Origin of the sequence: Porphyromonas sp. KLE 1280 (genome assembly GCF_000700805.1) — a bacterium.
In the GTDB taxonomy this organism is placed as follows: domain Bacteria; phylum Bacteroidota; class Bacteroidia; order Bacteroidales; family Porphyromonadaceae; genus Porphyromonas; species Porphyromonas pasteri.
On sequence record NZ_KL362964.1, the window covers coordinates 119,588 to 143,215 of the forward strand.

General features: G+C 58.5%; 13 protein-coding genes. 3 read left to right on the plus strand and 10 right to left on the minus strand.

Annotation, left to right across the window (positions count from 1 at the left end; translation table 11 throughout):
• Positions 1 to 410 precede the first annotated feature (410 nt).
• Positions 411 to 6,887, minus strand: coding sequence for a DUF4465 domain-containing protein (locus HMPREF1121_RS05780; protein WP_044115280.1), 6,477 nt, complete (start codon positions 6,885 to 6,887; stop codon positions 411 to 413).
• Positions 6,888 to 7,619: 732 nt separating this feature from the next.
• On the opposite strand from HMPREF1121_RS05780, the gene HMPREF1121_RS05785 reads away from it, so the two are divergent.
• Positions 7,620 to 8,174: a pyruvoyl-dependent arginine decarboxylase gene (locus HMPREF1121_RS05785; protein ID WP_009432265.1), complete on the plus strand. Its 555-nt coding sequence runs from the start codon at positions 7,620 to 7,622 to the stop codon at positions 8,172 to 8,174.
• A gap of 140 nt (positions 8,175 to 8,314) precedes the next feature.
• Here HMPREF1121_RS05785 and HMPREF1121_RS05790 read toward each other — a convergent pair whose 3' ends face one another.
• Together HMPREF1121_RS05790 and HMPREF1121_RS05795 are read right to left on the minus strand one after the other, a co-directional pair.
• Positions 8,315 to 9,202 (minus strand): YicC/YloC family endoribonuclease, encoded by an 888-nt coding sequence (locus HMPREF1121_RS05790; RefSeq protein WP_044115282.1) that lies wholly within the window; start codon positions 9,200 to 9,202, stop codon positions 8,315 to 8,317.
• A gap of 79 nt (positions 9,203 to 9,281) precedes the next feature.
• Complete coding sequence (locus tag HMPREF1121_RS05795; RefSeq protein WP_044115283.1) at positions 9,282 to 9,935, minus strand: hypothetical protein; 654 nt, start codon at positions 9,933 to 9,935, stop codon at positions 9,282 to 9,284.
• Positions 9,936 to 10,214: 279 nt separating this feature from the next.
• On the opposite strand from HMPREF1121_RS05795, the gene HMPREF1121_RS05800 reads away from it, so the two are divergent.
• Positions 10,215 to 10,844, plus strand: coding sequence for a ribonuclease H1 domain-containing protein (locus tag HMPREF1121_RS05800; RefSeq protein WP_044115284.1), 630 nt, complete (start codon positions 10,215 to 10,217; stop codon positions 10,842 to 10,844).
• A 273-nt stretch (positions 10,845 to 11,117) separates the two neighbouring features.
• The gene (locus HMPREF1121_RS05805; protein WP_044115286.1) at positions 11,118 to 12,476 is read left to right on the plus strand and encodes an alanine/glycine:cation symporter family protein; all 1,359 of its coding nucleotides are present in this window, start codon (positions 11,118 to 11,120) and stop codon (positions 12,474 to 12,476) included.
• 83 nt (positions 12,477 to 12,559) lie between these two features.
• Here the strand turns inward: HMPREF1121_RS05805 and HMPREF1121_RS05810 are convergent, their stop codons facing one another.
• From HMPREF1121_RS05810 to gdhA, 7 genes are all read right to left on the minus strand, one after another.
• Positions 12,560 to 13,339: a 3'-5' exonuclease gene (locus tag HMPREF1121_RS05810; protein ID WP_044115287.1), complete on the minus strand. Its 780-nt coding sequence runs from the start codon at positions 13,337 to 13,339 to the stop codon at positions 12,560 to 12,562.
• Between the two features lie 5 nt (positions 13,340 to 13,344).
• Entirely contained in the window at positions 13,345 to 15,123 is a 1,779-nt protein-coding gene (locus tag HMPREF1121_RS05815) for a bifunctional metallophosphatase/5'-nucleotidase (RefSeq protein WP_052353619.1), read from the minus strand.
• A 44-nt stretch (positions 15,124 to 15,167) separates the two neighbouring features.
• Positions 15,168 to 17,210 (minus strand): methionine--tRNA ligase, encoded by a 2,043-nt coding sequence (metG, locus tag HMPREF1121_RS05820; protein ID WP_044115289.1) that lies wholly within the window; start codon positions 17,208 to 17,210, stop codon positions 15,168 to 15,170.
• Positions 17,211 to 17,291: 81 nt separating this feature from the next.
• A complete protein-coding gene (galE, locus tag HMPREF1121_RS05825) occupies positions 17,292 to 18,326 on the minus strand; it encodes a UDP-glucose 4-epimerase GalE (protein ID WP_044115290.1) in 1,035 nt (344 codons plus the stop codon).
• Positions 18,327 to 18,347: 21 nt separating this feature from the next.
• Positions 18,348 to 18,944: a ribosome biogenesis GTP-binding protein YihA/YsxC gene (gene yihA, locus HMPREF1121_RS05830; protein WP_044115291.1), complete on the minus strand. Its 597-nt coding sequence runs from the start codon at positions 18,942 to 18,944 to the stop codon at positions 18,348 to 18,350.
• A 394-nt stretch (positions 18,945 to 19,338) separates the two neighbouring features.
• Positions 19,339 to 21,855, minus strand: coding sequence for a glycosyl hydrolase family 95 catalytic domain-containing protein (locus HMPREF1121_RS05835; protein WP_052353620.1), 2,517 nt, complete (start codon positions 21,853 to 21,855; stop codon positions 19,339 to 19,341).
• Positions 21,856 to 22,059: 204 nt separating this feature from the next.
• Complete coding sequence (gene gdhA / locus HMPREF1121_RS05840; protein ID WP_044115292.1) at positions 22,060 to 23,397, minus strand: NADP-specific glutamate dehydrogenase; 1,338 nt, start codon at positions 23,395 to 23,397, stop codon at positions 22,060 to 22,062.
• Positions 23,398 to 23,628: the final 231 nt, after the last annotated feature.

Sequence of the window (23,628 nt, forward strand, 5' to 3'; positions counted from 1 at the left end):
GTGACCTCTATTAGGTTGTTGCTCTGCGTAGGGATAAAAGTTGTGGACGCGTGGCAGATAAGTTTGGACTACGTACGTGGCTCTAATATCTACATACGTGGATATTTGGATTTATGTGCCTGGTCTTTAAGACTACGTGCGTAGATAAATGAAACCCACTACGGGAAGGCGCTTTTTTCTTCACGAAAACAGTTCTTTTTCCTCCTCTGGATAAGATGAATACTCGTGATAAGGCGAAGGGCTTGTGTGTCACTTCGGAGAGGTATATCGGAGAGCTGGGCGTGTGATACCTTAGCAGAATAAATAGCGGGAAGGACTAGCGAAAACAGGCTCAAATAGTTAGCGCGTGACCCTCCCCCGAGGGGGAGAGCCACGCGCTAACTGTATCGTATCGTCGGGCGGACTTAGGCTCAGCGCTTGCTGAAGCGGACGACACCCTGGGGCGTGCGTGCGAGGTACATACCTGCGGGGAGGTTGCCTACGGGGATGGCCTGCCCTGCCGTGTAGTGCTCGATGGTGAGCATGAGCTGACCTGTGAGGCTGAAGATATCTACGCGTCCGCTCACCGTGAGATGGATCTCCGTGGTGGTGGGGCTGGGATATGCCTTTAGTTCGCCATCCGCCTCGGGGGTAGGCGTGGGCTGAGGTATAGGCTGGGGCGTGGGTTGGGGCACGGCTACCGTGAGAGGTAGGCGGAGGTAGACGGTCTTCCCTCCCTGACGCTGGCTGATGATGAGCGAGGTCGAGCCCGTGGCCTTCGCTGTGAGGCGGAGGTTGCTCCCACTGAGGGTCGCCATCACAGTCTCTTCGCTCCCAGCCGCCATGAGGGTATAGGCAGGGCGAGGGGAAGCGCTGGGCGCAAGACCTGCGTCGGTGAAGACCTTCGTCAGGTCAAGGGTCTCCGTGCTCTGTGGGACGAGGGTGCGGGGTGCGATGTCCTTTGCAGGTACTTCACTCCCGAAGTCATCAAGACAGAAGTAAGCTGGGATGGTCGTGCCTCCATTGGCTACACGTGAGCCCTTCATCGTGAAGCGCACGACATCGGTCTCTCCGAGAGCAGAGAGGTCGACCCATTGCCAGGTGTCTATCGTGTAGTGCTCCTTCGGGTCGGTGCTACGGTAGTCGATGAGGGGGATCTCAAGGCCCTTTGTGCCCGTGCTATTGCTGGCGATGAGGAGCAGGTAGTCCCCCTGATGGAAGGGCGCATCTGGCTCACTGCCCATCTTCGTACCTGTCTGGGTGACTTGCTTGACCCAAGCGGTATTCGTGACATAGGTGCCAGGGATGACCGCAGGCCCTGTGTGGGTGGTGCGGAGCTCGGCTGGCTGGCGATAGGCATAGGCTACGGCATAGTTCTTGGAGCCATTCACGCCATGCCCGACTGCACTATTGAACTGGTCGGGGAAGAGTGAGGTGAAGGTCGTCTTTGTCTGGTCGGAGTAGGCGAAGCCCATCCACGTGCGCAGTGCGGGTGCATTGCTACAGGCGAAGGAGTAGCTCCCGCTATAGAAGGTCGAGGAGATGAAGTCGGAGCCCCCAGCTTCCAGCTCGCCGTACCACGCCGTCTCAGGCTCGAGGCCGAGATCGTCGAAGGTAGCGATAGCAGGCTTCCCACCCGAGACCTTGAGGAGGAGCTGGATCTTCACCTTCTGCTCCCAAGCATCGGTCACCTCGAGCGTCAGGTGCTGGGTGCGCTCAGCCTTCATGCTGTAGGTCGCTTCCTTCCCTACGACCTCCCCTGCTGCGGTACGCCATACATAGGAGTAGGGCCATACACCGCCCTCGGCATCATGCTGGAGAGCGATGGTCTCACCAGCGCGAGAGGTGAAGGTCTTGGGGGTGAGGTGGAGTGGCTGTGGCTCGGCGGTGAAGTCATCGATACCTGCCTTGCCTTCGCTCTGGATGGTGAGCTCGGTGAGTTCGCCGAGGTCACGCAGACTGACGTAGCGCCATACACCGCCCGTCGAGGGAAGGGTCTTCGTCTGATCGCCATCGGCTCCACCCTTAGCGGTGAGGCGTACGGGTGTATCACTCTGTAGGTAGAAGCCCGAGAGCTTGGTGGGTACTGTAGTGTGCGTGGGGGTGATGGTCACCGTACCACTACATTCGAGGGCGCGATGGCTACCCATCGTGTAGGGCTTCTGAGGCTCGTAGACCTTCCCACCTACGAAGCGATAGGTACCGCTGACGAAGTCACTCGTCCCGACGGCTACGCTCTCAAAGTCTGCCACCTCCGAGGGGAGGGCATCGGTAGAGAAGTCGTAGGTGAGGGCTGCTGAGGCGAACTGCCCCGACAGATCGCGGGGGAGGAGGTAGAGGCGATAGGCCGAGTGCCCATCGAGTGCGGGAAGGGTGAGGCGGCTGACCTGATTGGGGTAGAGATTGACCTGTAGCGTCGAGGCCTTGAGAGCCTCCAGCGTAGGAGCCGTATCCGACTGCTTGAGCGCCAGGCAGAAGAACTGCCCGAAGTCGGTCGCCTTGATCTCCAGCACGGGATGATCCGCCGTGAGGTTGAGGGGCTTGGGATAGCCCGTGGCCAGTGCGGGGAAGCCGTGCGTCGTCGCTTCGTAAGCCCCGACGGCGGCATCCGTAGCGGGGTGCTTCGTGCCGACGATATCGGTAGGTACCTCGGGGAGAGCACGCGCGAAGGTCAGCGCACTGAACTCCTGTGGGAGGAGGCTCTCACGAGGAGCTGCGAAGTCCACTCGTGCGATGCGGCTCGAGGTGTCCTTCATGCGGCTCGTCCATTCGGCGAGGTCAAGGGCGCTATCTCCGAGTAGTGCGAATTCGCTGCCTGCCGTGTAACTTACGTTGTCCGTGAAGGTAGGATCGACGAGCGTGATCTTCGCCGTGGTCTTGTAGATAGAGCCAGGGGTGAGGTTCTGCCAGAGGTTGTTCTTCACCTCGAGCTTTGAGATGGTACCCTGCTTGCGCGACTGGAAGTAGACAGGTGCCGTGGACTTATCGGTGCGAGTGCCTGAGATGAGGACGGAGTTGTGCAGGAGCTTGATGTCCGTGAGGTCCTCATCGGTGAAGTAGAAGGCGTAGACCTCACGGAGGCTCTGCGGTGCATCGAGGATGATCTCATTCGAGGCGAAGAGGCTGGACTTGTGCTCGATCTGCGCATGCTCCGTAGTGCGTCTGAGGTAGATGGCTTGTACAGCGGTCGTCGTCTCGGAGAAGTCCGTGAGGTGGATGCGGTTCCCGACGACGCTCACCCCTTCGCCGAGAGTGAGGTCCATCGCCTGATAGTCGCGTGCCGCCTTGCCCGAGGCGAGGATGCGGTTGGCGCGTACGGTCATGTCGGGGATACAGCGCAGGTAGATACTCTTCGAGCCCTGACCCTCAAGCGTGTTGCCCTCGATGGTGATGACGCGCTGTGTGGGGAGTGCGACGTTCGACAGTCCGTCGGCATAGATCGCGCTGTACCCACCGATGAGGTGCGAATTGCGCAGAGTTAGGAAGTCGTTGTTGGGCGAAGGCTGGTTGCCGCGTGCCGTACGGATGAGTGCCATGTCGCCCTCGTTGTACAGTGTGGTGCGGGGAGCAGAGAACTCACAGTCGTCGATGGTGAGATGCTGGCTACCATTGCGGACGAGTAGGAGTGCTGGCGCATCACTCTTCTCTGACGTGAAGGTAAGTGCGCGGAGTGTGACGTAGTCTGCCCCTTCGACGTTGAAGTAACCTGGCTTATTGTCGCCGTAGTCCACCTTGCGGTAGTGGGTGTTGGTGAGCGTCACTTCGCCACGACGCCCCGAGATAGGCTCGATGGTGAGGGTGTTCGTCTCGGACAGCCCTGCGATATCGGGCAGGGAGAGCGCCTCGTCATAGGTGCCAGCACTGAGGAGTAGGCGTACGGGACCATCGACACCACGGCTGACAAGATCCTTGATGGCGGCGGTGAGGGTGGTATAGTGCATGCCTCTGCGCTCGCCGATGGTGAAGTCCCCGTGCATGCCTTCGTGGAGGTCGATGGCAGCTGTCGGGGGCGTCGTGATCGCACGCTCCTCACCGCCTGCGGTGATGCTGCGGGGCGTGATGGTGATGCGGGCGCCTGCTGGAGCGGTGGCGTCTACATCAGCTGCGAGGAAGAAGTAGTACGTACCAGGCTTGTGGTAGTCTGTCGTACCCGAGAAGCGCTCCCCACCCGTGGCGTAGAGCTTCGCTGTAGAGAAGGCTTCGGAGGTCTCAGTGGCGTAGAGGTTGAGCTTTGCCCAAGCGCTGCTTCCCTGAGCAAAGAAGGGGGCAAAGTCAATGTGCTCTATGCTCAGCGCGCCTTGGTCTCCCGTGACGGTGACGGCGAGCTTCATCAGAGGGACGTCCTTAGCACCCCTCATCAGGCGGGTATCTTGGATCGCCTCGGCCTTGACCTCCGTGACGTGCAGCGGGATGGGGCGCTCAGAGCTGACCTCGATATCCCAGCCATCATCGCTGGTCTTGCTGGTGAAGGTCACCGTCATCGAGCCGTCGGGTGCAGTGGAGATGAGCTCGGGGAGGTCGCGCTTGTAGCCTGAGAGCTTGGTGATGAGCTTGTCTTCGTTGGCCTCCTTCCCGTGGTAGAAGCTGAGGTAGTCTACACGGCCGAGGCGGAGCTGGCGTATGTGGCAGTGGATGACTTCACCCGCACGAGGGACGAAGTGCACAGTGCCCTTGAAGGAGCGTGGGTACTTCCCCGTGGGTCCGCCATTATCATAGAAGGAGAGTGGGTTGGTGACCTCGATGGTCGTCTCACCGGCTGCCATCGAGAGGAGATTGCGGGTGATGCGTCCTCCTTCGGGGTCGGGGCTCTCAATCGGGACGGTCTCTCCTGAGAGTGTGATCTCGGGGAGAGCAAGGTCAAGCGTCAGACCTGCTGCGACGCCCTGGGCGATGTCGGCAGCTATGTAGTAGTAGCTCTTGCGCTCGGGGAGTGTCTGAGCTACCGTAAGAGGCAGGGTGACGGTCGTCTCACCTGTGGGCGTGACGGAGCCAAGGAGCTTGGCTGAGCTGTAGGCCTTCGGGCTGGAGAGGGCGTAGAGGTAGAGCTTGGAGAAGGCTTGAGGTGCGCCCTTGAGCTGGAGCTTGATGGCCTCCAGCTTCTTGGGCTGCAGGCTGCCCTTCGTCTCAAGCGTGAGATCAAGGAACTCCAGACCAGTAGCGCCTACGGGTGCTTCGGCTGTGGAGGCCTGCGCGACCATAGCCGAGACGAGTACCATAGGCTGGGGCTGCTGGCTGCGTACGGTAGCCTGCCAGCCTGACTTCTGTCGACCTGGGATGCTCTCCTTGGGATTGAAGACGACGGTCAGTGCACCGTCCGAGCTCGTCGAATGGATGAGCTTAGGCCCGCCCCCATTCATCGTCTCTTCGTCAAGGCGCCATAGGAGCTTGCCCGTACGCCCCTGACCAGCATAGATCTCGAAGACCGCCTTCGTCCCATACTTACTCTTCTCGTAGAGGACATCGAAGGACTGGAAGTCCAGCTCGACTACCTCGCCTGTCTTGGCTGGGAGGAAGGTCGTGACTTGGTCGGTATTGCCTGGGGCATAGCGCCCAGCGCTCATTGTCGGAGCGAAGGTCCAGTCCGAATATACGGTGATGACCTGGGGTTGACCCTCGCGGCTGCGGAAGACGTTGTCGAGGATATATGGGGTAGGAGTGGGGAGGTTGAGCTGCTTCGTCTCGCCTGAGAGGACTGCGGTGCGTGCGGTGAGGCTGAGCTGATCGCCCGTGTGAGCCTTGGTAGAGATGTCGCCCGTGAGGAGGAAGGTGTTGTCTCCGTAGTTCAGCTCAAGGGGAGCGGAGAGCTGGAGGCGTACCTGATCGCCCGTGACGGTCGCCTCGCCTATGCGGTTGGTGGTGAGGGCTTGCTCGCCACGATAGAGGATAAGACGCTCCAGGGCGCCTGTGCTCGTGCCTTGGGTGGAGAGCTCCAGCTCTGAGAGTGTGAGGGCAGGGCTCACGCCTTCGGTGCGGAGGGTGAGAAGTAGAAGGGGCTTGTCGTGCTCACCTGCCGCGCTCTTTACCTTCTCTGTGGGAGAGGTCGCCGAGGCTGAGGCGAAGGTCATCGGGCTGGGGGTGATGGCCTCGACGCGTGCGACGAAGCCGTCCTGCGGAGTCCCCGTGACGCTCTTCAGTGAGACGGTCAGTGAACCATCGTCCTCGCTGGAGATGAGGCTGATGGGCGTCTGCTCGTTGAGGAGCTCGCGCAGAAGCTTGGTTGAGGAGGTGCTGCGTCCGTTGTAGACGCGTAGTAGGTCGTTCTTCGGCTTGTAGGTATGGAAGAGCTTAAGGCTGGTGAAGGTCACCCGTATGCGCTGTCCCGCTTGCTTGGGGGCGAAGGTCACGTAGCCCTCAAAGTTGGGACTGATCTTCTTCGTGGGGCCACCATCGTCGTAGAAGTCAAGTCCTGTGCTGCCTACTATGACCTCACGAGGCCCTGGTACCATATAGACGGAGCCCTCGGGCTCGGCAGGTACGGGGGTATCATCGGAGGTCTTGGCTACGCTCTTCACTTCGGCAGTCCAACCCTTACCTGCGGGGTTGGCTCCGATGAAGACGAAGGTCAGTACCCCATCAGCTGTCGTGGAGTGGAAGACATGACGGGAGAGATCACTGCCTCGGAGTACATAGAGCTCGTGGACATTCGGCTTGGTGTAGGTGATCTCATCATCATCTTCGTCGCCCCCTTCGCTCTTGACGAGCTCTTGCTTCCCCTCGTAGACATAGAGGGTGGCTTGCTTGAGGTCAAGCTCGGAGAAGTCGACCTCGATAGCTTGCCCATACTTGGGGGTGAAGGTGACGGCGGCGATGCCCAGAGGGTGGGCATTCTTAGTTGGCCCGCCTGAGTCATAGAAGGTCTCTGTCGTCACGACTTGCTTCGTCTCGTGCCGCCCGTAGATAGCTGGCATGTGCACCTGGGCACTAAGTCCCAACTGAGAGAAGAAGACGCACAACAAGAACAGCGGTAAAAGACGTCTCATCGGCGTTGGTTGTAAGGAGAGTTAATCAAGTATCAAGGCATAGACTTGGGTAAGCCTGGTCTTGGTCTTTGGTTTTATACGGAGCAAACTTACGGAGAATCGTGGAGATAGTCAAAGGGGCGGGCTTCTGCAAACAGCCCCGAGGAGGATATCAAGGTGCCATCCTCTCGATACAGCCCTTGCGATATGTGGCCTCATGATTGTAGAGGTGTGTAGGCAAGGCTCGGGAGGTCGCTGTGCAGATGACTACAGGTCTGTGCTCTGACGACTATTAGTCTGGAGTCGAACGACTATTGTAGGCCGTTGCTCCACGTAGGAATAAAATTGTGGACGCGTGGCAGAAAAGTTTGGACTACGTACGTGGCTCTAATATCTACGTACGTGGATATTGGGATTTACGTACCTGGTCTTTAAGACCACGTACATAGATAGAAGAAAACCACTACGTGAAGGCGCTTTTTTCTTCACGAGAAGGACTCTTGTAGTCCCGCTTCTTATCACTGCAAAGCAGTGGAATGTGGCATGAAAGGCGTCAATAAGAGAGCTAAAGTTCTTAAAAATAGTGTACCTTTGTAAGCCTTCATCCAGCCGTATGCATAGCGGAATGGGCGGAAAGAGTGCGCAATAAGTATTAACAATCATAGATTTATAAGGAACTAAATGAGCAAGTACGTAGGGAATCTTATCCCCCACACCTTCTTCGTGACGAAGGGTAGCGGTGAGTCGGATCTGGAGCTTCACGCTGGGTCATACCACATGGCTCTGCATGATGCTGGGATCTCTGACTTTAATATCATGGTCTATTCGTCCGTGCTGCCCGCTACGGCACACATCGCTTCGATGGATGAGATCGACCTGCCTCCCTTCGGCTCTGAGCTGAAGACCATCCTGGCTGTATCGCACGGTCAGCAGGACGAATTCGTCTCTGCAGGTGTCGTCTACGCCTGGATGTATGCTGATGAGAACTTCGATAAGAAGGTCGGTGGTCTGGTCTGTGAAGTCAGCGGCCGCTACCGCATCGAGGAGCTCGAAGCTCGTCTGATCCGTGTGATCAACGACCTGCACCAGAAGACCTATGGTCACTACTACCTCGGCGAACTGAACTTCGTCACCGAAGGGATCACGATCGAGAAGCGCTATGGTACGGCTCTGGCTGGTCTGTGCTTCATCGACTTCCAGCAGCCCGAGGTAGAGCCCGTAGAGCGTCACTTCTAAGCGTCCTCTCGCTCTCGCCTGCGACTTCACGATAGAGTCGCACGGACATAAGAGCCACGAGCTTCAGCATCCCACACTGGTGGGGCTGAAGCTCGTGGCTTTTCTATGTAGTCGGGTAGCGAGGGCTACCGCAGAATGGCTTAGAGGATGTTGAGCACCTGCTCCTTGATCTGCTCAAGCTCGTCCTTCATCTTGACGACGAGCTGCTGCATCTCGGCTTGGTTGCTCTTCGAGCCCATCGTATTGATCTCACGGCCGATCTCCTGTGCGATGAAGCCGAGGGTCTTACCCTGACCAGGCTGATCGGCATTGAGTACCTCGATGAAGTAGCTGAGGTGGTGTGCCAGACGTGACTTCTCTTCGTTGATGTCGAGCTTCTCGATGTAGTAGATCATCTCCTGCTCGAGGCGGGAGTTGTCATAACCACCCTGAGGGGCGATCTTCGCGAGACCCTCTTCGAGACGCTGACGGATAGCGGCGATACGCTCAGCTTCGGGGAAAGTGATCTCCTCCAGCAGCGAGCTGATCTTCGCGATACGTGAGGCACAGACCTCGTGGAGCATCTTCCCTTCCTGCAGGCGGAAGGCTTGTAGCTCCTCTACGGCCTGACGGGTGGTGGCACGGACGACGTCCCACTCCTCCTTGCTGACCTCGGTCGTGCGGCTACTTTCGCTATCCATGACGCCAGGCAGACGCAGCAGGGCGACGGGGTCAATGGAGAAGTCCAGCCCCGACTCCGTGCGGAGCGTCTGGAGCTGATGGACGTACCCGAGGAGGGCTCCCTTGTTGATGGGGGTGGTGTTGCCCTCGAGGGCGTCATCCTCCATCGTGATGGTGAGATCAATCTTACCACGCTGTAGGCGGTCGGTGATCAGCGAGCGGAGCTCCAGCTCGCCCTCGCGGTAGATGGAGGCAATGCGTGCCGAGAGGTCGGCCTGCTTGCTATTGAGAGACTTGATGGCGACGGTGATGGTGCGGCTACCGAAGCGTGCCGAGGCCTTCCCGAAGCCAGTCATGGAGTGTATCATACGGGTCTTTGCTTTTATTCGCGGGCAAACATACGAAATATTCGTGAGTTAGCCCGCCCAGACTCACGCTGTGAGCGCCTTAGAAGAGAATACCGAACTTGAGAGATACCCCGCCTGAGCTACCCCAATACTTGTCGAAGTAGCGGCTGGAGTTGAACTCCTGATAAGCGTAGCCCAGGCTGATCATGAAGCGGTTGACGACGATACCCCCTGAGAGTGCGAAGTAGAAGCCGTGCAGCCCCGAGTGAGTAAGGCCGATGGAGTACCCAGGCTTGATGTCGAGGAAGGGCTTGACGACGGAGTTCGTGGGGAGCGTCGCACGGAAGTTCACAAAGAGGGGAAGCATCCAGAAGGCGTCGCGGTGCTTGTGAGAGAAGTAGCCGTTGAAGCCCAAGCCCCCGCCGAGGAAGATCGTGGCGCTGACGAGCGTACCGAAGGAGCCGAGTAGCTCCATACGCCCGAGACGCTCAGCGGAGGTAAAGCCCAGCTCCAGCGTCCCGGAGTAGTAGGGGGCTGAGCCGCCACCATAATAGCCTCGGCGACGTGGTGCGGCCTCGGCGAAGCTCATGAGGTAGTCGCTCTCCGTGCCGACGGGAGCTTCGGTGAGCTCTACAGTAGGCTCCTCGTGCTGTGTGCTGATGGTCGTGAGTGCTTGGCTCTCGACGGACTGCGCCTGTGCCCCGATGCTCATCGAGCTGAAGAGGAGGGCAGCGGTGAAGATCATCTTCTTCATGTGTGGTGTCTTGTTAGCAGTGAAGTGTCTTACGCTCCCTAAATGCCCGAGCAGAGCGAAGGCTGGAGCGGGAGACACGTGTACCATTAAAACGAGGGCACTTCCTCGCTCGGTATGTGAGCCTCCCTCTTACTCTTGTCTTTGAGGCTCTTGAATGCCCTCGGTTAATGCTGCTCTTACGGTGCTGGAGCGGTAGCACGGGGGATTGTTGTACTTTTGGGCACCGCTCCCACGACAGGAGACGGCAGTAAACTACTTCATCCAAGAGTAAGTAAGCCGATGGCAAAGCAACAAAAGTGGTACGTCGTCTGGGCGGGACATGAGCCAGGGGTCTATGAGACCTGGGCGGAATGTCAGCGTCAGACGCAGGGCTATCCCAAGGCCCTCTTCAAGTCCTTCGAGAGCCGTAGTGAGGCTCTGCGAGCCTATGAAGAGGGCTTTCAGGGCTTCTCCCGTCGCCACCGTGCCCCCTCGGGGATGGAGAGTAGCACAGAAGCTCCCATCGAGGAGGCGCTCGCTGTCGATGCTGCCTGCTCGGGCAATCCAGGTGTGATGGAGTACCGCGGCGTGTACCTGCCCTCGCGTCGGGTCATCTTCGAGATGGGGCCCTTCCCCAAGGGAACGAATAACATCGGGGAGTTCCTCGCCATCGTGCATGCGCTAGCACTCATCGAGAAGCAGGGGCTCTCGCAGCTCGTCATCTACTCCGATAGCCAGACGGCCCTCGGGTGGGTGCGCAAGAAGCGCTGCAAGACCCTTCTGGAGCGCACGGCTGAGACGGCTCCGCTCTTCGACCTCATCGAGCGTGCTGAGCGCTGGCTCCAGACACATACCTACACGACACCCTTATATAAGTGGGATACCGTCCGCTGGGGCGAGATCCCCGCTGACTACGGTCGCAAGGGCTAAGCCCCTTATTTCTTCCAGCACTATTTATACCTTTGTAGGCGAAGTCCATGGACACTTCGCCCGTGGACGTATGGCTTGCCCCTCTATAATACCAAGAGGAGCGCCCCTATGATGCGCATGAATAGCTCAAGTATTCGGCTCTTTTCCCGATCGATACCCCTGATAGGAGCATCCACTTCTACGTGTAGGTGCCCTGAGCCCTACGCATCTACTCCTTAGGTCTAAGCTACAATTTACAATACCTCTAACACTAACTCACAAAACTCACAGCACATGGATGTATTAGGGTTCGTCAAAGAGTTCAACGGGATTCTTTGGAACAGCTTCCTGATGTACGCCCTCCTCGGCGTCGGCATCTTCTACACCATCTACCTCGGCTTCCCTCAGATCCGCCACTTCAATCTAGCGATGAAGTATGCCTTCGGCCCTGCTATGCAGCGGAAGAAGGGCGAGGAGGGTAAGTCCAAGGTCAACTCCTTCCAAGCTCTCGCCACCGCCGTAGCTGCCCAGGTCGGTACGGGGAACGTGGCAGGTATCGCCACCGCTATCTCTATGGGCGGCGTCGGATCGATCTTCTGGATGTGGATCTCCGCCATCCTCGGCATGGGGACGATCTTCTCCGAAGCCGTCTTAGCACAGAAGTATCGTGAGGTCCGTCCTGGTGGTGCCATCGGGGGGCCTGCCTTCTATATCCGTGAAGGTCTCGGGCTCAAGTGGCTGGCGCTCTTCTTCTCGATTGCCTTCATTACCTATGTGGGCTTCACGGGAAGTATGGTGCAGGCGAACTCCATCACGGTCGCGCTGACGACGGCCTTTGATATCAAGCCTTGGGTCGTCGGTGTGGGTATCGCACTCATCGTCGGTATCGTGATCGTCGGGGGGCAGAAGCGCATCACCACGGTCGCTGAGCTCGTCGTGCCCTTCATGGCTATCGCCTATATCTTGGGTTCGCTCGTCATCATGTGCATCTATTTCGACCAGATCCCCCAGGCCTTTGCTGAGGTCTTTAGAGAAGCCTTCTCTACGAAGGCTGCTGCTGGCGGTGCTGCTGGTATCGCGATGAAGTATGCTATCCGCTACGGGGTCGCTCGCGGCCTCTTCTCCAACGAAGCCGGTATGGGTACCTCGCCCCACGCTCACGCTATGGCCGAGGTGAAGGATCCTGCGATGCAGGGCTTCGTAGCCATGTCGGGAGTCTTCATCACGCTCCTCATCTGCACCTCTACGGCACTGGTCATCCTCCTGACGGGTGCGCATAAGCAGGCTGGGCTCGAGTCGACAGCGATCACGCAGGAGGCCTTCGATATGGTCTTTGGTAAGGCGGGTATCATCTTCCTGCAGGTGAGTATCTTTTTCTTTGCCTTTACGACAATCATCGGGAACTATATCTTCGGTGAGATGAATGTCCGCTCGCTCTTCGGTAAGGTCGGGGTCTATATCTTCCGTGCAGTGGTCATCGGCTCGGTCTTCGTCGGGGCGATCTTCGCTGTGACCTTTGTGTGGGAGATCACCGACACAGTCACAGGGCTGATGGTCATCCCGAATATCATTGCCCTCATCTTCCTCGCTCCACAGACGAAGGCAGCCTACAAGAACTTCCTCAAGAAGCGCTCTGCAGGCGAGCTCGACTAAGAAGCAATTCACATAAACAGCGAGCGGGCACCCCTCCATCGGTGGGGTGCCCGCTCGCTATTTATAGCTATGCGTGGAGTGCGCTATACGATGAGCTGCCTAAGGCAAGCCGCGCAGAGGCGGACGTCACGCAGGCCCTTGTGGCGGAAGCGCACGTGGACGGCTGGCTGGTGTAGGTAGAGGTAGCCGAAGAGTTCGCTGAGCTTGGGGTAAGCAGCCTCGCCCGAAGCGCGGCGCTTGAAGCCTAAGACTCGCCCGCGCTCCATCGTGCAGAGGGTGGGTAGTGCCTCCAGCGAAGCTGTCGGTAGCCCTACGGCTTCCAGCTCTGAGAGGACAAGGGTGCGATGGAAGCGGACGTTGTGTGCGACGAGTACTTTCGCCTCGCTCACGGCTTGGAGCAAGCGCTCCAGCACGGGGCGTAGCTCCTCGCCCTCACACTCCATCTGCTTCGTCGTGATGCCGTGTAGGGCGGTAGCCTCCTCTGTTATGGAGGCGCTACGACGGATGAGGTGCGTCTCTTCGGAGAGGCAGGTACCTGTAGCGTCCAGCACCTGCCACGAGAGTAGGATAATTGGTGAGGGTGCGAACTCTATCCCCACCTCCTCTTCGTGGAGGATGTCCTGCGTCTCGGTATCGAGGACGAGGTAGTGGGGGAGGGCTTCTCTTGGAGCAGGGCTGTCAAAGAGTGGGGACGAATCGACATCGACCTCTACAGCGATAGGTGCGTCCTGTCGCTGTAGAGGTCGATGTGTATGTGCCGAGCGGAGAAGCTCCGAGCGGCGCTGAAGGCCCCATCTCAAGAGAAGCTGCAGGAGTACCAGCGCAAGAGGTACCAAGAGCAGAAGGAGTGGGGCAAGGCGCATAAGGCTTACTTCTTAGGGAAGAGGAAGGCACGGCTACGCTCTGCGGCGGCCTTTGCCCAGTCCTCGGGGAGGAAGCGCCAGTTCTTCGGGTCTACGGGGCGGACGACCTTGTGACGGCGGAAGAATTCTGCTAAGTAATAGGACTGGTCGTGCGAGGTAGCACCGACGATACGCTTCGGCAGGTCTTCCTTCGCGATGCCAGAGCCCGTGGTGAGCATCCCACCAGCACCACCAGCACGGTAGGAGTTGACGGCTACACGATAGGTGCGGTCGAGGTCGAAGGGCTCGCTATGCCCCGTGAGGCGAAGTATTGTCACACGCTCGCCCTCAGGCTTGGAGAGATCGACGGTGTAGTCGATGCCTTGCGCCGCGCTGTAGTTGTAGGGCGGTACGAAGGTCTTATACTTGTCCGTCGGCTGTGCTCCAGTGCGCAGGCGGATGAGCCCGCCATCTTCGGTGATGGAGGTCGCTGCCCAGCCTGCATAGGAGTGCTCGAGGTAGCCACGGATCTCACGACCCGTGAGCTGCATAGCGTAGAGGAAGTTGGAGAAGGGACAGAACTTAAAGAGGTCGCGTACATAGACCTTGCCAGCGGGGAGGACGGCAGAGGTCTTCAGCGGTGCGGCAAAGGAGATCTCTGCATTCACTGACTCGAGCTGCATACGGTGGATGACATCCATATAGGGTGTCGTACCGAAGAGCGCATCTTCGCCACGCACCTCGCAGGCCAGCTCACCGACTTCAGTAGCCAGATAGTCGTTCACTGCAGCGTACTCCTGGGCGAAGTGGCGGAGGAAGACCGAGTCTGGCTCTACACCCTCGAGTGAGATGAAGGAGGGGACAAGCTGCTTGGAGATGATGCGGCCACCTTCCTTACGCACAGTGATCTGGATGTCCGCGACACGATCGAGGTGGTTAGCGGGATTGATGAGGAGGACAGAGTCCGTCGTGCTTCCCTCAGGGCGGATCCACTCCATCTCCTGACGGTGGTCGTGGCCAATGAGCAGGAGGTCAATACCCATACCCTTGTTCGCCAGCGCACGGCCAGCATTCTCGAGGTAATCGGGGTTGTCATTCTCCAGCCCGGAGTGCATCAGCACTACAAGGAGGTCGGGCTTCTCGCGCTGCTGGATGAGGGGTACCCAGTGCGCAGCTGAGGTCAGGATATCGTCAAAGTGCAGGCCTTCCCAGAGATGGGCTGGTACCCACTGCGGGATAGCAGGCGTCGTGAAGCCTAAGACGGCTACACGGAGCCCAGCACGGGTGAAGACGTGATAGGGCTTGAAATAAGGCTCGCCCGTCTTGTCGGAGATGATGTTCGCTGCGATGAGGGGGAACTTACACTCGCGCCCCCACTTGTCGAAGACGCTATGCCCAGGCTCGATGTCGTGGTTGCCCATGGCGACCGCATCGTAGCCGAGGTAGTTCATCGCCGAGGAGACGATGTGCGTCGAGAGGGTGTCGACGTAGTTGTAGTAGTACGTCGGGGGCTCACCCTGCAGGAGGTCACCAGCGTCCAGCAGCAGGGTCTCGGGATCGGTACGACGGATCTCGCGCAGTACCGTCGAGAGACGTGACATGCTCCCCGTGCCTGGGCGGTCATTGAGGAAGTCATAGGGGAAGATATTCCCGTGGACGTCTGTGGTGTGGAGGATACGGAGCTTGTGCTGCGTGACACGGGGTGTCTTCTGTGCCCATGCTACGGAGCCTAAGAGGAAGAAGAGGACGAGTACCCCTGCCCAGCGCACTGGGCTAAGGATACTCGTCTTGAGAGAGCTATTCATGTAAGTGGTTTCTTGGTCTGAATAAACAGGGGAGGGGCGAAGCCTTACTTGACTTCGCTACCAGGGGTGATTGGGCTCTGAGGCGTGATCACGCGGAGCTGCCCCGTCGTGCGATCGGCTGCAGAGAGGATCATCCCCTGCGACTCGATGCCACGGAGCTTACGTGGAGGGAGGTTGGCGATGAAGCAGACCTGCTTGCCTACCAGCTCCTCGGGAGCGTAGTGCTCAGCGATACCTGAGACGATCGTGCGGCCACCCAGACCATCGTCGATGCGGAACTGCAGGAGCTTGTCGGCCTTAGGCACCTTCGTGCACTCGGTGACGGTACCCACGCGGATGTCGAGCTTGAGGAAGTCCTCGAAGTCGATATTCTCAGCGATGGGGGCAGCGTGATCTTCGGCAGCCTCGTTGGCTTCCTTTGTCGCCTGCAGCTTCTGGATCTGAGCCTCGATGACGTCATCCTCGATCTTCTCGAAGAGGAGGCTGGCCTCGCCGAGCGTGTGCCCAGCTTCGATGAGGTCGCTACGGCCGAGGTCGGTCCAAGCGGGGAGGTCGATGGCGAGCATCTTGCAGAGCTTCTCGCTGCTCATCGGGAGGAAGGGCGCGAAGGCGATAGCGAGGTTAGCCGTGATCTGCAGGGAGATATTGAGGATCGTGGCGACACGCTCCATATCGGTCTTCGCCAGCTTCCAAGGCTCGGTGTCGGCGAGGTACTTGTTGCCCAGGCGTGCCAGATTCATCGCTTCCTTGAGGGCTTCGCGGAAGTGGAAGTTGTCCAGCTCACGCTCGATGGCGGCACGCACGGTGGAGAGCTCTGCGAGGGTCTCGCGGTCGAAGTCGGTCAGTGCACCGAGAGCGGGAACCTTCCCGTCGAAGTACTTCGAGGTGAGGACGAGGGCACGGTTCACGAAGTTACCGAAGACAGCTACCAGCTCATTGTTGTTGCGTGCCTGGAAGTCACGCCACGTGAAGTCGTTGTCCTTCGTCTCGGGGGCATTGGCCGTGAGGACGTAGCGTAGGACGTCCTGCTTACCGGGCAGATCCTCGAGGTATTCGTTGAGCCAGACGGCCCAGTTGCGGCTCGTGGAGATCTTGTCGCCCTCGAGGTTGAGGAACTCATTGGCGGGGACGTTCTCGGGGAGGATGTAGGAGCCTTCGGCACGGAGCATCGCAGGGAAGACGATGCAGTGGAAGACGATGTTGTCCTTACCGATGAAGTGTAGGAGGCGCGTGTCTTCGCTCTTCCACCACTTCTCCCAGCTGTCGGGCAGGAGCTCCTTCGTATTGGAGATATAGCCGATAGGCGCATCGAACCACACGTAGAGCACCTTGCCCTCGGCACCCTCTACGGGTACGGGGATGCCCCAGTCGAGGTCACGGCTCACAGCACGGGGCTGCAGACCTCCGTCGAGCCAGCTCTTACACTGCCCGTAGACATTACTCTTCCACTCCTTGTGGTCCTCGAGGATCCACTGCTTGAGGAAGGGCTCGTGCTTGTCGAGGGGCAGATACCAATGCTTTGTCTTGCGGAGCTCAGGCGTAGCGCCGGAGATAGCGCTCTTGGGGTGGATGAGGTCGGTGGGGTTCAGCGTCGAGCCACAGGACTCACACTGGTCACCATAGGCGCGCTCATTCTGACAGCGAGGGCAGGTACCCGTGATGTAGCGGTCCGCGAGGAACTGCTTGGCCTCGGGGTCGTAGTACTGCTCGCTCTCTTCTTCGATGAAGCCGCCCTTGTCGTAGATGGTTCGGAAGATCGAAGAGGCAAGCTCACGGTGCGTGGCGCTCGTCGTACGGCCGTAGGTATCGAAGGTGATACCGAAGTCAGCGAATGACTTGCGGATGATCCCGTCGTAGCGGTCGACGATATCCTGTGGGGTCACGCCTTCCTTCTTAGCCTTGATCGCGATGGGTACACCATGCTCGTCGCTACCACAGACGAAGAGCACCTCCTCTCCACGGAGGCGCAGGTAGCGGGCATAGATATCAGAGGGGATGTACACACCCGCCAGGTGGCCGATGTGTACGGGGCCGTTCGCATAAGGCAGGGCGGCGGTGATGAGGGTACGCTTGAAGTTCTTCTCCATCTATATTCTTTCTATCTAAGCACCATACGAAGGGGTAGGACGGATAAAAGTCCTACCCCTCGGCGCGCATGATGCGGTATATTACTTATTCTTCTCAATGAGGCGCTCCTGCCAAGCCCAAGCAGAGCGGAGCGTGTCGGCGAGGGATTCCTTAGCTTCCCAGCCGAGGATGGTGTTGGCCTTCGTCGGGTCAGCCCAGACCTTCTCGATGTCGCCTTCGCGGCGGCCGACGATCTTGTGGGGGACCTTCACGCCCGTGACAGCCTCGAAGGTGCGGATGAGCTCCAGCACGCTGACGCCACGGCCGGTACCGATGTTGAAGCTCTCCAGAGGCTCGCTGCCCTTGGAGTCGTCCAGCATACGCTCGATAGCGATGACGTGGGCCTTAGCCAGGTCGACGACATTGATGTAGTCGCGGATGCAAGAGCCGTCGGGGGTGTTGTAGTCATCACCGAAGACGCTGAGCTGCTGACGGATACCAGCGGCGGTCTGCGTCAGGTAGGGGATGAGGTTCTGAGGCACACCATTGGGGAGCTCACCGATGAGTGCAGAGGGGTGAGCACCGATGGGGTTGAAGTAGCGCAGGCGTATGACCTTGTAGGGTACACCAGCATAGACTACATCGTTGAGGATCTCTTCATTGATCTGCTTCGTGTTGCCGTAGGGCGAGAGGGCTACTTGGATAGGAGCTTCCTCGGTGACGGGCAGGATCTCGGGCTGGCCGTAGACGGTGCATGACGAGGAGAAGACGATCCCCTTGGTGCCGTGGCGCTGCATAGCCTCGAGGAGGACGATCAGTGAGAGCAAGTTATTCTTGTAGTAGAGCAGAGGCTTCTGTACGGATTCGCCGACAGCCTTGCTCGCAGCGAAGTGGATCACGCCCTGGATCGAGGGGTGAGCCGTGAAGATGCGCTCGATAGCTGCTTCGTCATTGCAGTCAGCTTCGTAGAAGATGGGGCGAATGCCGGTGATCGCTTCGATGCCATCAAGGACCTCGATATTGGAGTTCGACAGGTTGTCAATGCTGACGACCTGATAGCCAGCCTGGATCAGTTCGACGGTGGTGTGAGAGCCGATATAGCCGGTACCGCCAGTGACGAGAATGGTTCCTTTCATTGTCTTACTTTGTGGAGTCTATTATAATGTAGTGTTGATCTCTTCGATGTAGCCGAGGAGCTCGTCACGCCCCATACGCTCCTCTGAGGAGGTGACGAAGATCGGGGGGAGTTCCTCCCACTCTTCGTGAAGCTTGGCCTTGTAGGCCTCGACGTTGGCTGCGAGACGGCCCTTGCTGAGCTTGTCGGCCTTTGTGAAGACCAGAGCGAAGGGGACGCCTTCCTCGCCCAGCCATTGGATGAACTCCAGGTCGATCTTCTGAGGATCGTGTCGGCAGTCAAGGAGTACGAAGAGCAGTACCAGCTCCTTGCGCTCCAGTACGTAGTCCTCGATCATGCGTCTGAGGCTATCACGGCTGTCCTTGCCGAGGCGGGCATAGCCGTAGCCGGGGAGGTCGACGAGGTACCATACATCGTTGATGATGAAGTGGTTGATGAGCTGCGTCTTCCCAGGCTTCTGCGAGGTCATAGCCAGCCCCTTGCGTGCGGTGAGCATATTGATGAGCGAAGACTTCCCGACATTGGAGCGCCCGATGAAGGCGTATTCGGGGAGTCCCGTCGTCGGGCACTTCTCCACACGACTATTGCTGATGACAAACTCTGCAGACTTGATGATCATAGGCTTTATTACGCTTATCTAGTGGCTACAAAGATACGGCTAAAGAAGCAAATAGCTACATCTCGGACAGCTACCTTGTGCTGTAGGCTCTAAGTCGCTCCCGTAGCCACTACGTGAGGCTTTCCATACCCCGTACTCCCATCTTCATCGTAGAGGGTGGTGCGAACCTATATTGGTCGGCGGGCTGACCTATATAGGTCGCTGAATCGACCAGTATAGGTTCACTCTCGGACCAATATAGGTCAGCCCGCCAACCAATATAGGTTCGTCAAGGCTCCTCGGTAGGAGCGATGAGCAGACCAATAAGTAAGGGGCACGAACCGCAGTCGGTTCGTGCCCCTTACTTGTGTGACTCTTTTTGGGAGAGCCTGTGATAGGGAGGCTTGTGTATGCCTTAGGCCTTCTTCACGACCTCCAGACGATCGCCAGCCTGCATCTGGGGCAGGCGCAGGCGACCTTGGTGGAGGAGTGACTTCGCGTCTAAGAGACGGCCGTTGAGGCGGAGCGTGTAGCCACGACCTTCGCCAGGCAGAAGGAGCGTGTGGCGATAGGCGTGGTGTGCTTCGAGGACTAAGCGGTCGAGCTCGCCAGCTGACCAGCTGAGTGAGCAGGTGGCATTACCGATGACGCGCAGGCCTTGGATGCTACCGGCCTTCCATGCCTTGGGCAGTGCCGGCAGCGGGATGATGCAGCCCGTCTCACTGCTGAGGAGCATCTCCATGATGCCCGATGAGCCACCGAAGTTCCCGTCGATCTGGAAAGGCGGATGTGAGCTGAAGAGGTTGGGCTCTGTACCACTGCCGTAGGGTTTATTCGTCTTGGGGTCAATGGCATCTACGGGGCGGAGGAGCATGTTCAGCACCTCATAAGCACCCTCAGCATCGCCCAGTCGTGCGTGGAAGTTTACCTTCCAGCCCATGGACCAACTGGTGCTGCTTGAGCCACGTGCGATGAGCGTCTTCTTCGCGCCTTCAGCCAGCTCGGGCGTGCCGTGTGGCGTGATCTCGCTCCCAGGGAAGAGCCCGTAGAGATGCGATACATGGCGGTGGTGTGGCTCGACCTCCTTGTAGTCCTCCATCCACTCCATGATACGCCCGTCAGGGCCGAGGGTAGTGGGCTTGAGCTGGCGCAGTGCCGTGGAGAGACTGTCGACGAAGGTGCGATCACGACCGAGGGACATCGCTGCCTCGCGCGTCGTGGAGAAGAGCTCGCGCAGGATCTGATTGTCCATCGTCGAGCCTGCTGCTACGGCGACAGCCTTGCCTTGGGGCGTGTAGTAGCTGTTCTCAGGTGAGGTCGTGGGGACGTTGACGAGGTAGCCGCTCTTGGGGTCCTTGACCAGCGTCGTGAGGAAGAAGCGTGCAGCTCCCTGCATCACGGGGTAGATGCGCTGCAGGTAAGCACGGTCTTGGCTGTAGCGATAGTGATTGTAGAGGTGCTCACAGAGCCAAGCGGCGGAGGTATTCGTAGCGCCCCAGCTGGGATGCTCGCCAGGGGCAGTGAACTGCCATATGTTGCCGAGGACGTGCGTGACCCAGCCCTTAGCACGGTAGAAGGTGCGTGCTGTACGCTCACCCGAGGGTACGATGCTCTCAACCCAGTCCGTGAGCGCCCCGACGGTCTCGGGGAGTGCGCCCTTCTCGGCAGGCCAGTAGTTCATCTGTAGGTTGATGTTCAGGTGGTAGTCCCCGTTCCAAGGAGCTTGGATGGTTTCGGTCCATATCCCCTGCAGGTTGGGGGGCAGAGCGCCAGGGCGTGTGCTGGAGATCAGGAGGTAGCGGCCCAGCTGCATATAGAGGGCGGCCAGTGCAGGGTCACGCTCAGGGTGCTCGTAGTAAGCGATGAGACGGCGCTGGATAGGCAGCGATGAGCATGCTGGGTCGGAGCCGAGGAAGCGAGCCTGTACGCGGTCCATCTGTTCGGTGAAGCGCTGTACGTGCTCAGCGAAGAGGTTGGCTTCGCCCACGGCTTTCGCTTGGAGCGTCTGTTCGATGCTGCGTGCCATGACGGGCAGGCGCTTGTCGTAGTAGTTGGTGTTGTGCGCGATATAGAGCTCGATCGTGGGGGCATTGACCACGAGTAGCTCATCGCCACGGGTGATGAGCGTACCGCCCTGAGGCAGGACGGGGCGCACGACGATGGCGTAGCTCAAGCCACGACCGCCCTTACCGTCGGGGAGCTGACCCGAGAGCGTCAGGAAGCCTGCTTCGGCTGCGGGGTGCCCGTTCTCGGGGCGTGAGAGGGAGAGGCGCAGCGTGTCACGACGTGCCTCTTCGCTGTGGTTCGTCAGGTGTACGACCTGCATCTCACGGCCGAGGACGCTGTATAGACGCTTCGTGCGATAGGCTTGCCCGTCGACGACGAGGCTCTCTCTGCTGACGCCTTCGCTGAGGCTCAGCCCTCGGTAGTAGCCGCTGAGCTCGGGAGCCTTGTCCCAATTGAGGTGAAGGAAGCCGCCGACTTGGTAGCTACCGTAGGGGGTGTTCGCTCCTTGTCCGCGTCCGCTCCCTACGCCACCGCAGACGAAGGTGCGATAGATGAGGTCTTCGGCTTCCTTAGCACGCCCAGCAAGGAGGAGCTTACGGATAGCGGGGAGTTGCTTGTAGGCCTCGACGTTCCAAGCCGTGGAGTCGACCGAGCCGCTCCACATAGAGCTTTCGTTGAGGGTGATCCTCTGATGCTGTACGCCACCATCGGAGAGCATCCCCAGACGGCCATTGCCGAGGGGGAGTGCCTCCATCATGCTCGTGGCGGGGCGATCGAAGAAATAGGTGAGGCTCTCGCGGTAAGCCTGGTCTACGGAGGTCGTCGTCTTAGCCCGCGGTGCCACCGTCGTGGGGCTGGCGAAGGCGTTGCCTGCGCTGAGGGCTGCTGCGACGAGGGTGCAGCGAAGTAGGGTAGTATATGCCATAGGACTTGTGCAAGCGATATGGAAGCATCGGCGCTCCCGTTTGCTCGCAAAGATAAGCCATTCTTCCGCCCAAGCATCAGTCTCGCCTCTCAGCTCCCTCCTCTCGGCCGTTCGCTGGGGCTATAAAAAAGGCTCAGCCCGCATTCCCCGAGCGTGGGGAATGCGGGCTGTAAGCCTTATGAAACTTGAGGGAAGGGTCGCTTCTTAGATGACGCCCTGCTCGAGCATTGCCTGAGCTACCTTGAGGAAGCCAGCAACGTTAGCACCCTTGACGTAGTTGATGTAGTCTCCTTCACGGCCATGAGCCACGCACTGCTCGTGGATGTCGCTCATGATCTGGTGGAGCTTAGCATCGACTTCTTCGTTGGTCCAATAGAGGTGCATAGCGTTCTGAGTCATTTCGAGACCAGAGGTAGCTACACCACCAGCGTTGACAGCCTTACCAGGAGCGAAGAGCATCTTCTTTTCTACGAAGTACTCAGCAGCTTCGGCCGTACAACCCATGTTCGACGTTTCAGCTACGATGGTTACGCCGTTAGCGTGGAGCATCTTAGCATCCTCTTCGTTCATTTCGTTCTGCGTAGCGCAAGGCATAGCGATGTCTACCTTCTGCTCCCAAGGCTTCTTGCCAGCGAAGAACTGAGCGTTGGGGAACTTCTTAGCGTAGTCAGAGACGACGTCGTTACCGCTGGAGCGGAGGTCGAGCAGCGCCTGGAACTTCTCGGGGGTGTTGATACCGTCTGGGTCGTAGACGTAGCCGTCAGGACCAGAGATGGTGACGACCTTAGCACCGAGCTCCGTAGCCTTCTGAGCTACACCCCAAGCTACGTTACCGAAGCCGGAGATAGCTACCGTCTTGCCCTTGAGGTCGATGTTGTGCTGCTTGCAGATGTGCTGTACGAAGTAGACAGCACCGAAGCCCGTAGATTCGGGACGCAGGCGAGAGCCACCGAAGGTGAAGCCCTTACCAGTCATCGTACCCGTGTGCTCGTTAGCAAGGCGCTTGTACTGACCGTACATATAGGCGACTTCGCGACCACCTACGCCGATGTCCCCTGCGGGTACGTCGGTGTCAGGGCCGATGTGGCGCCACAGCTCGCGCATGAAGCTCTGGCAGAAAGTCATGATTTCGCGGTCGCTCTTACCCTTAGGAGAGAAGTCTGCACCGCCCTTACCACCGCCCATAGGCAACGTGGTGAGTGCATTCTTGAAGGTCTGTTCGAAGCCGAGGAACTTCAGGATAGAGAGGTTGACAGAGGGATGGAAGCGGATACCACCCTTGTATGGGCCGATAGCGTTGTTGAACTGTACGCGGTAGCCAATGTTTACATGGACTTTACCTGCATCGTCGATCCAAGGTACACGGAAGGTGATGATACGGTCGGGCTCTACGAGGCGTTCCATGATAGCTGCCTTTTCAAACTCGGGGTGCTGGTTGTAGACTTCTTCTACAGAGAGAAGAACTTCCTTCACAGCCTGGAGGAATTCCTTTTCCCCAGGGTGCTTTGCCTCGAGCGAGGCCAAAATCTCAGCGGATTTCATAACTGATCGATCTAATAGTTTTGCGTGTACGGCTCGTGTGGGAGCCTTGATTTCACAGCAAATATATGCAATGATTTTTACCTTGACAAATGTAGTAGCTTCTTTTAATTTCTTAGGAAAGAAGCGCATCTACACGGCTTTTCTGCTATGTGTAAATAGTGGTGTGAAAGGCAAAATAGCTGGTGAAAATCGTGTGTTATCCCTCGGTATCGTGGCAAATCTTTTGCTTTT

Excerpts from the sequence above, each read along its gene's own strand:
- HMPREF1121_RS05790 (WP_044115282.1), bottom strand. The coding sequence starts at position 9,202 with ATGATACACTCCATGACTGGCTTCGGGAAGGCCTCGGCACGCTTCGGT.
- HMPREF1121_RS05810 (WP_044115287.1), bottom strand. The coding sequence starts at position 13,339 with ATGCGCCTTGCCCCACTCCTTCTGCTCTTGGTACCTCTTGCGCTGGTA.
- HMPREF1121_RS05795 (WP_044115283.1), bottom strand. The coding sequence starts at position 9,935 with ATGAAGAAGATGATCTTCACCGCTGCCCTCCTCTTCAGCTCGATGAGC.
- gdhA (WP_044115292.1), bottom strand. The coding sequence starts at position 23,397 with ATGAAATCCGCTGAGATTTTGGCCTCGCTCGAGGCAAAGCACCCTGGG.
- HMPREF1121_RS05800 (WP_044115284.1), top strand. The coding sequence starts at position 10,215 with ATGGCAAAGCAACAAAAGTGGTACGTCGTCTGGGCGGGACATGAGCCA.
- metG (WP_044115289.1), bottom strand. The coding sequence starts at position 17,210 with ATGGAGAAGAACTTCAAGCGTACCCTCATCACCGCCGCCCTGCCTTAT.
- yihA (WP_044115291.1), bottom strand. The coding sequence starts at position 18,944 with ATGATCATCAAGTCTGCAGAGTTTGTCATCAGCAATAGTCGTGTGGAG.
- HMPREF1121_RS05780 (WP_044115280.1), bottom strand. The coding sequence starts at position 6,887 with ATGCCAGCTATCTACGGGCGGCACGAGACGAAGCAAGTCGTGACGACA.
- HMPREF1121_RS05815 (WP_052353619.1), bottom strand. The coding sequence starts at position 15,123 with ATGAATAGCTCTCTCAAGACGAGTATCCTTAGCCCAGTGCGCTGGGCA.
- HMPREF1121_RS05785 (WP_009432265.1), top strand. The coding sequence starts at position 7,620 with ATGAGCAAGTACGTAGGGAATCTTATCCCCCACACCTTCTTCGTGACG.
- HMPREF1121_RS05835 (WP_052353620.1), bottom strand. The coding sequence starts at position 21,855 with ATGGCATATACTACCCTACTTCGCTGCACCCTCGTCGCAGCAGCCCTC.
- HMPREF1121_RS05805 (WP_044115286.1), top strand. The coding sequence starts at position 11,118 with ATGGATGTATTAGGGTTCGTCAAAGAGTTCAACGGGATTCTTTGGAAC.
- galE (WP_044115290.1), bottom strand. The coding sequence starts at position 18,326 with ATGAAAGGAACCATTCTCGTCACTGGCGGTACCGGCTATATCGGCTCT.